The sequence below is a fragment of the Sinorhizobium sp. P24N7 genome (genome assembly GCF_042436655.1).
GTDB lineage: Bacteria > Pseudomonadota > Alphaproteobacteria > Rhizobiales > Rhizobiaceae > Sinorhizobium > Sinorhizobium meliloti_A.
In genome coordinates this window covers 316,054-323,467 of record NZ_JBHMIW010000008.1, presented here as the reverse complement: position 1 = coordinate 323,467, position 7,414 = coordinate 316,054, and the positions used below count along the sequence as shown (strand labels likewise).

The 7,414-nt window shown below is 62.9% G+C and carries 8 protein-coding genes; 5 read left to right on the top strand and 3 right to left on the bottom strand.

The window, feature by feature from the left end:
• The first annotated feature begins 352 nt into the window (after positions 1-352).
• The 5 genes from ACFHWW_RS16815 to ACFHWW_RS16795 are packed head-to-tail and all read left to right on the top strand — an operon-like array spanning position 353 to position 6,068.
• Entirely contained in the window at positions 353-1,057 is a 705-nt protein-coding gene (locus ACFHWW_RS16815; RefSeq protein WP_100670203.1) for a CerR family C-terminal domain-containing protein, read from the top strand.
• Positions 1,054-2,058, top strand: a complete 1,005-nt coding sequence (gene hlyD, locus ACFHWW_RS16810; RefSeq protein WP_100670202.1) for a secretion protein HlyD — start codon at positions 1,054-1,056, stop codon at positions 2,056-2,058. The genes ACFHWW_RS16815 and hlyD overlap by 4 nt, the downstream gene beginning before the upstream one ends.
• Positions 2,058-3,803, top strand: a complete 1,746-nt coding sequence (locus ACFHWW_RS16805; protein ID WP_379939381.1) for an ATP-binding cassette domain-containing protein — start codon at positions 2,058-2,060, stop codon at positions 3,801-3,803. The genes hlyD and ACFHWW_RS16805 overlap by 1 nt, the downstream gene beginning before the upstream one ends.
• Positions 3,800-4,954 carry an ABC transporter permease gene (locus ACFHWW_RS16800; protein WP_018098437.1) on the top strand — a complete coding sequence of 385 codons (1,155 nt, stop codon included), beginning with the start codon at positions 3,800-3,802 and terminating at the stop codon, positions 4,952-4,954. Before ACFHWW_RS16805 ends, ACFHWW_RS16800 begins: the two co-directional genes overlap by 4 nt.
• 1 nt (position 4,955) lies before the next feature.
• On the top strand, positions 4,956-6,068 hold the full coding sequence (locus ACFHWW_RS16795) for an ABC transporter permease (RefSeq protein WP_379939379.1): 1,113 nt from the start codon (positions 4,956-4,958) through the stop codon (positions 6,066-6,068).
• Between the two features lie 3 nt (positions 6,069-6,071).
• Here the strand turns inward: ACFHWW_RS16795 and ACFHWW_RS16790 are convergent, their stop codons facing one another.
• The 3 genes from ACFHWW_RS16790 to ACFHWW_RS16780 all read right to left on the bottom strand — a co-directional run bounded on the left by ACFHWW_RS16790 (position 6,072) and on the right by ACFHWW_RS16780 (position 7,384).
• Positions 6,072-6,458, bottom strand: coding sequence for a type II toxin-antitoxin system VapC family toxin (locus ACFHWW_RS16790; RefSeq protein WP_324763645.1), 387 nt, complete (start codon positions 6,456-6,458; stop codon positions 6,072-6,074).
• Positions 6,455-6,694, bottom strand: coding sequence for a type II toxin-antitoxin system Phd/YefM family antitoxin (locus ACFHWW_RS16785; protein ID WP_100670198.1), 240 nt, complete (start codon positions 6,692-6,694; stop codon positions 6,455-6,457). Before ACFHWW_RS16785 ends, ACFHWW_RS16790 begins: the two co-directional genes overlap by 4 nt.
• Before the next feature lie 87 nt (positions 6,695-6,781).
• Positions 6,782-7,384, bottom strand: coding sequence for an alpha/beta hydrolase (locus ACFHWW_RS16780; protein WP_379939376.1), 603 nt, complete (start codon positions 7,382-7,384; stop codon positions 6,782-6,784).
• Between the last annotated feature and the right edge of the window lie 30 nt (positions 7,385-7,414).

Below are 7,414 nucleotides of genomic sequence, written 5' to 3'. Positions count from 1 at the left end.
TGCACTGTTTGGCACAGGCGTTGCGGAAACCATCTTGGCCAGTGGCCCTGTGCGGCCACACCGAAAGGCCGAACATATGGAAGCAAGCGATCCGATCAAAAAATCTGCAAAAAACACTTGCAAGGGGAAGCCGTCCACATAAGGGATGAGAGGAGAGATTGCACTCATCCGAAAAGTTTCCTACAGCGCCGCGCCTCTTATAAGACGCGCAAAGGTCGTTGTAGCCTTTCGAACTGCTGCACGTTTTTGTCCATTGATCGGCTAGGATCAAAGGAAACATGGCGTTGCAAGACAGTCACTTCATTTCATTCGATCGATTGACTTAGTCGATTGATTGGCGCATCATCGATGCATGATCAAGGATGGAAACCGCCCCACTGTGCTCCGAGCCGACCGCGGCGACGCGACGCGGGAGAAGCTGCTCAACACGGCCATCGACGTCTTCGGACGCTATGGCTTCGATGGCGCGACCACGCGAAAGCTCGCCGATGCAGCGGGCGTCAATCTCCAGGCGATTCCCTATTATTTCGGCGGCAAGGAAGGGCTTTATGTAGCCGCCGCCGAGCACCTTGCGTCGATGATCGGCGGCCATGTCGGCGACCTGCGGAGCATGATCCTCTCCCGCCTTGCCGAACTCGATGCCGAAGGCGCTGCGATGACGCCGATGGAGGCGCGGCGTTTCCTGACCCAGATGGTCCAGAGGATGATCGCTCTCTTCGTCAGCAAGGAATCGGAAAGCTGGGCACGCTTCATCATTCGCGAGCAGATGGAGCCGACCGAAGCATTCAAACGCATCTACGGCAGCATCATGGGGCCGATGATCGACATGGCGAGCCGGCTGATCGGCGCGATCATCGGGGACGACCCGGCTTCGGAGCACATTCGTCTGAGAACGCTCTCCTTCGTCGGAAGCGTTCTGGTGTTTCGAATGGCGCATGCAGCCGTCTATGCCCAGCTCGAATGGGAATCTGCCGGACCGAAGGAGATCGAGACATTGCACCGCCATGCCGCCGAACTCGTGGCGGTGCTCGGTGCCGAGAGGGACCGCCGGTCATGAGGAAGGTCGCCATACTCGTTGCAATCGTCGCCGCAGCTCTCGCCGGTGCCTGGTGGTTCGACCTGCCGGCGCGCCTCGGCTTTGCGGGTGAGCCGCGGCAGGCGGTGCTCTACGGCAATGTTGACATTCGGCAGGTGTCGCTTGGCTTTCGGGTGAGCGGGCGGATCGCTGAGTTGCGCGTCGACGAGGGCGATAGCGTGAAGGCAGGCGACGTGATCGCGAGGCTCGACGCCGAGCCGTTCCGCCAGGCACTCGGTGCCGCCGAAGCGGACGCCGAGGCTGCCCGGGCGACGCTGGCAAAACTCAAGGCCGGCGCCCGCGCAGCCGAAATCGCCCAGGCGAGCGCCACGCATGAAGAACGCCTTGCGGAGCTTGAGAATGCGAAGCTCGCCTATGAACGCGCAAAGCAGCTGCGTCCGAACGGCACGATCTCGCAGGCGGAGCTCGACCAGGCAAACGCCAGCCGTGCAGCGGCGGACGCACGCGCAAGGTCGGCCCGCGAGGCTTTGGTGCTTCTCGAAGAGGGAAATCGCGCCGAGGACATAGCGGCAGCAGCGGCCCAGGCGAATGCCGCGACGGCAAAGGCCGAGAGCGCCCGCATCTCGCTCGATGACACCCAACTTGCCGCCCCGAGCGACGGCGTCATCATATCCCGCGTGCGTGAAACCGGCGCGATCGTCTCGCCCGCCGATATCGTCTACGTGCTTTCGCTGACGGAACCGGTCTGGGTCCGCGCCTATGTCGCAGAGCCCGACCTCGGCCGTGTGCATCCGGGAATGAAGGTGACGATCACCTCCGACACCGCGCCCGATCGCAACTATGAGGGAACCGTCGGCTTCGTATCCCCGGTCGCCGAGTTCACGCCTAAATCGGTTGAGACACCCGAGCTCAGAACCGATCTCGTCTACAGGCTGCGCATCGTGATCGCCAATCCGGGCAAGGATCTTCGCCAGGGCATGCCGGTCACCGTGCACCTGCCGGAAGCGAAGGAGGCTTCCTGATGCCCGCCCCCGCAACGGAGCCCGGTACGGCCCCGTTCGTTCGGCTGAACGCCGTCACCAAGCGGTTCGGTACCGCGCCCCCGGCGCTCGACGCAGTTGCGGGTGAAATCTTCGGCGGATGGGTAACCGGTCTCGTCGGTCCGGATGGCGCAGGCAAAACGACGCTGATCCGGCTGATGACCGGCCTGATGCTGCCGGATGCAGGCACCATAGAAGTGCTCGGCTACGATACCCGGAGGGATCCCGCCAGTATCCAGGCGGCAATCGGCTATATGCCGCAGCGCTTCGGACTCTATGAAGACCTGTCGGTCCAGGAGAACCTCGACCTCTACGCCGATCTGCGCGGCCTGCCGAAGACCGAGCGCAGCCGGACCTTCGGCGAGTTGCTCGACTTCACCGATCTTGCCCGCTTCACGACGCGGCTTGCCGGCAAGCTCTCCGGCGGAATGAAACAGAAGCTCGGCCTCGCCTGCGCGCTCCTGCGCAAGCCGCGGCTCCTGCTTCTCGACGAGCCCGGCGTCGGCGTCGATCCGATTTCGCGGCGCGACCTCTGGAAGATGGTCGGAAATCTGAGGGCGGAGGGCATCGCCGTCGTCTGGTCGACCGCCTATCTCGAAGAGGCGGAAGCCTGCGACCATGTTTTCCTGCTCAATCAGGGGAGGCTCATGTTTTCCGGCCCGCCGGCGGAGATGACCGGCCGCGTCGAGGACCGCGTCTTTCGCCTCTCCGGCATCCGCGGCCGCCGCCGCGAAGCGCTTGCGCGCCTCGTCGAAGAGCAAGGCGTGGTCGACGGCGTGATCCAGGGCGAAGCCATACGTCTCGTCATGAAGCAGGGTCTTTCACCGCCGCTCGGCGACACGGCCGATGCCGCTCACGCAGCGATCACCCCGCCCCGCTTCGAGGACGCTTTCGTCGATATGCTCGGCGGAGGTCCCGGCGGCCGGTCGAGGCTTGCGGAAACACAGCGCGAGTTCGCCGAAGACGCCGGCAGACCCGTGATCGAGGCGCGGGGTCTGACGAAACGCTTCGGCGACTTTACCGCCGCCGACAACATCACCTTCGATATTCCACGCGGCGAGATTTTCGGCCTCCTCGGCCCCAACGGCGCCGGCAAGTCGACGACGTTCAAAATGCTTTGCGGCCTCCTGAAGCCGACCGCCGGCGAAGGCCGCGTCGCCGGCTTCGACCTCAGGCGCAACGCCCCCGAGGCGCGCAATCGGCTGGGTTACATGGCGCAGAAATTCTCTCTCTACGGTGATTTGAGCGTCATCCAGAACTTCAATTTCTTTGCCGGCGTCTACGGGCTGTCCGGCGCGAGAAAACGCGAACGCATCGCTCTGATGAGCGAAATCTTCGACTTCCGCACGATCCTCGACATGTCGGCCAAGGACCTGCCGCTCGGTCTCAAGCAGCGTCTGGCGCTTGCCTGTGCCGTGCTCCATGAACCGGAAGTGCTTTTCCTGGACGAACCGACCTCCGGCGTCGATCCAATCACCCGGCGCGAGTTCTGGACCCATATCAACGGCCTTGTCGAAAAGGGCGTGACCGTGCTCGTCACCACGCATTTCATGGATGAGGCGGAATATTGCGACCGCATTTCACTCATCTATCGCGGCCGCTCGATCGCACTCGGCTCGCCGGACGACATGAAGGCCCGTGTCGCAAGCAAGGATCTCCCCGACCCGACCATGGAGGACGCGTTCATCGCGCTCGTTCAAGGCTCCGAGGCGAAGGAGGCTGCATGAACGCCGAGAGGAAAATGGCGAAAGCGTACGAACCCGCGGGCCGGGCCCGGCGTTTTGCCGCCCTGGTGCGCAAGGAAACCTATCAGGTCGTACGCGATCCGAGCAGTATCCTGATCGCCTTCGTCCTGCCATTGGTCCTGCTCTTCCTCTTCGGTTATGGCGTGTCGCTCGATACGACGCGCACGCGCGTCGCCCTCGTGGTCGAGGAGGCGACCCCGCTCACGCGCGATCTCGCTGCCAGCTTCGAGGCATCGCGCTACTTTTCCGTCGTCACCGGACGCGACCGCAGGGAATTTGAGGACGACCTTGTCCTCGGACGGGTGCGCGGCATCCTCGTGATCCCCGCCGGCTTTGCCGCCGACCACGCGGCGGGGCGCCATCCGTCGGTCCAGGTGATCGTCGACGGCTCCGATCCGAACACCGCCAATTTCGTGCAGAACTATGCACAGGGTGCTGTTGCCAATTGGGAGCGCCAGCGCTTGAGCGAGGGCCGGAGCCCGCCTCCGGCGATCTCCGCCGAACAGCGCTTCTGGTTCAACCCGCAGCTGACAAGCCGCAACTTCCTGGTTCCGGGCTCGATCGCGATCGTGATGACGCTGGTCGGCACGCTGCTCACCTCGCTCGTCGTCGCCCGCGAATGGGAGCGCGGCACGATGGAGGCGATGATGGCGACGCCCGTCTCCGCCGCCGAGCTGCTCGCCGGCAAGCTGCTGCCCTACTTCGTCCTCGGCCTTACGTCGATGACGCTTTGCGTGCTTGTGGCGGTCTTTCTTTTCGATGTCCCCTTCCGGGGATCGGTGGCGGCGCTCTACGCCCTTTCGGCCACCTTCCTGATGCCGGCGCTCGGACAAGGGCTGCTGATCTCGGCCGCGACGAAGAACCAGTTTCTCGCTTCGCAGCTCGCGCTGATCTCGGCCTTCCTCCCGGCCTTCCTGCTGTCCGGCTTCCTCTTCGAGATCAATTCCATGCCCACCGTCATCCAATGGGTCACCTATGCCGTCCCGGCGCGCTACCTCATTCCCAGTCTGCAGACAGTGTTTCTCGCCGGCGATATCTGGCCGATGTTCGCACGCGCCATCACGGTGATGTTCCTGATCGGCTGCATGTTCTTCGCGCTGGCGGCGCGCAGCACCAGAAAGAGGATCGGCTGACATGTGGTGGACGCGGCTGAAAGCCCTGATCGTCAAGGAGCTGCTCGCGGTCCTGCGCGATCCGAAGGGCCGCACCGTTTTGATCGGCCCGCCGATCATCCAGCTCCTGGTCTTCTCCTATGCGGCGACGCTCGAGGTAACTGACGTCGATCTCATGGTGCTCAACCGTGACAGCGGCCAATGGAGCCAGGAACTCGTGCAGCAGATCGGCGGCTCTCCGACCTTTCGCTCGATAGAGCTCGCGAGCAGCCCTCACGAGGTCCGCCTCGCGATCGATACCCAGCGAGTCCTGGCCGCACTGGAGATCGGCCCCACCTTCTCCCGCGATATCGAGGCGGGGAGACCGGCGGAAGTGCAGATGATCCTCGACGGCCGGCGTTCCAACGCGTCGCAGATCGTCTCCGGCTATCTCGGCCGAATCGTCGGCGCCGTCGCGGCCGAAACGCCGGCGGGCAGGCGTGCGGCCTCCGAGACGATCCGGGTCGAGGTCCGCAACTGGTTCAATCCGAACCTCACCTACCAATGGTTCATGGTGCCGAACCTGGTCGCGAGCATCGCTCTCCTGATCGGGCTTATCGTCACGGCGCTGTCGGTCGCGCGCGAGCGGGAGCTCGGCACTTTCGACCAGCTCATCGTGTCACCGTTGCGCACCCATGAGATCCTGCTCGGCAAGCTCATCCCGCCGATGATGATCGGCCTCTTCCACATCACCATCTATATCCTTGCCGCGGTCTTCATCTTCGGCGTGCCGCTGCGCGGCTCTCTGTTCCTGCTCTATGGGAGCGCCATCTTCTATCTCGCCGCCGTCGTCGGCCTCGGTCTCTTCATCTCGGCGCTGTCCATGACGCAGCAGCAGGCAATCCTCGGGGCCTTCCTCTTCATGGTCCCGGCTATGCTGCTATCCGGCTTCGCGACGCCGATCGAAAACATGCCCTCCTGGCTGCAGCCAGTGACGCTGATCAATCCGCTGCGCTATTTCCTGGTGATCGTGAAAGGTGTGTTTCTAAAGGACATTCCCCTTGCCGAAGTCGTCCACCAGACGCTGCCGCTTTGCCTGATCGCGATCGTCACCCTCTCCTGCGCCGCGTGGCTGTTCCGCAGGCGGCTCGAATGAAGACTAAACAAGCCGGATAGGACCGCGGTAGCGGCTGACGACTTCATCGGACGTGACGAGCGTAAGTCCTTCGACGAGAGACTGCGCGATGAGAATGCGGTCGAATGGGTCCTTGTGGATCAGGGGGAGTTGATCAAGCGCCACCGCATGGGTGCCGTCGACCCGCAGTTCCCGGTAACCATTGTCCAGCAAACCTCGACGCAGGAGCCGTGGATCGGCATCGAAGTCCATCCGCCCCAAGCCACGCTTGATCGCGATCTCCCACACGCTCGCCGCACTGAAGTAAAGCGTATTCTCGGAGCTTTCGATAAGAGCGCGGGCCTCTTTCGACAAGCGGCCGGGTACACCGGCCGCCCAGAGGAGAATGTGCGTATCAAAAAGAATATTCATGCGCCAAAAAGATCTGCAACCTCGTCACGGCCCATCTGATCGAAGTCGTCCGGTACCGTAAACTGACCCGCCATGAAGCCGATCCGCTGCACTTTCGCATCGGAAGGCTGATCGATCGGGATCACCTTCACCATCGGCTTTCCCGCTTTTGCAATGATAAAGGGCTGCCCCTGCGCCGCCTTCTCGATCAGTCGCGATAAGTGGGTTTTCGCTTCGTGAATGTTGACGGTTTCCATCGGGGTCCTCGTAATCGAACTTAGTTCACTGAACTTAGTTCAATCCCCGTCTCTTTTCAAGGTACCGCGCCGCCAGCCCTTATGCTGTCAGCCTTTAACGAACGCTTCGATGGCGGCGATCTCGTTCTGGCGGATGTCGTGGCCGCCGGAATGCCACTCGAATTCCACCTTCGCCTTCTGCTTCGTGAAGTAGTCCTCGAGCGCCCGTGTCAGCGGGGCCGGGCAGATCGGGTCGCGTTCTCCGGCCGTAATCAGGATCTTGCGGCCGGCGAGCGCGGGATTGTCCTCCGGACGGAACGGGATCAGCGGATGCATGAGCACAGCCTTGTCGAAGAGGCCCTCTTCGATCAGTACATTCGCGAGAATGTTGGCACCGTTGGAATAGCCGAGACCGACAATCTCCGAGGCGTCGTGTTCGCCAGCGAGCGCCTTCACGAAACCCGCCATCTTCTCCGTCGCACGCGCGAGGTCCGCCATGTCGTAAACGCCCTCGCCCGTTCGCCGGAAGAAGCGGGCGGCCCCGTGTTCCGATACGTCGCCCCGCGGCGACACAACGGTGGCCTCCGGCAGGAGCTGCGCCCCGAAGCCGAAAAACTGGTTCTCGTCGCCGCCCGTCCCGTGAAGTACGAAAAGGATCGGACCGCCGGACCTGCCGGATTTCAATGTGTGCACATAGCCATGATCGACCATCGATTTCTCCTTTGTGCGCGCGTGGTTGCG

Coding starts and splice junctions, on each gene's coding strand:
- ACFHWW_RS16815 (WP_100670203.1), top strand. CDS start 353: ATGATCAAGGATGGAAACCGCCCCACTGTGCTCCGAGCCGACCGCGGC.
- hlyD (WP_100670202.1), top strand. CDS start 1,054: ATGAGGAAGGTCGCCATACTCGTTGCAATCGTCGCCGCAGCTCTCGCC.
- ACFHWW_RS16805 (WP_379939381.1), top strand. CDS start 2,058: ATGCCCGCCCCCGCAACGGAGCCCGGTACGGCCCCGTTCGTTCGGCTG.
- ACFHWW_RS16800 (WP_018098437.1), top strand. CDS start 3,800: ATGAACGCCGAGAGGAAAATGGCGAAAGCGTACGAACCCGCGGGCCGG.
- ACFHWW_RS16795 (WP_379939379.1), top strand. CDS start 4,956: ATGTGGTGGACGCGGCTGAAAGCCCTGATCGTCAAGGAGCTGCTCGCG.
- ACFHWW_RS16790 (WP_324763645.1), bottom strand. CDS start 6,458: ATGAATATTCTTTTTGATACGCACATTCTCCTCTGGGCGGCCGGTGTA.
- ACFHWW_RS16785 (WP_100670198.1), bottom strand. CDS start 6,694: ATGGAAACCGTCAACATTCACGAAGCGAAAACCCACTTATCGCGACTG.
- ACFHWW_RS16780 (WP_379939376.1), bottom strand. CDS start 7,384: ATGGTCGATCATGGCTATGTGCACACATTGAAATCCGGCAGGTCCGGC.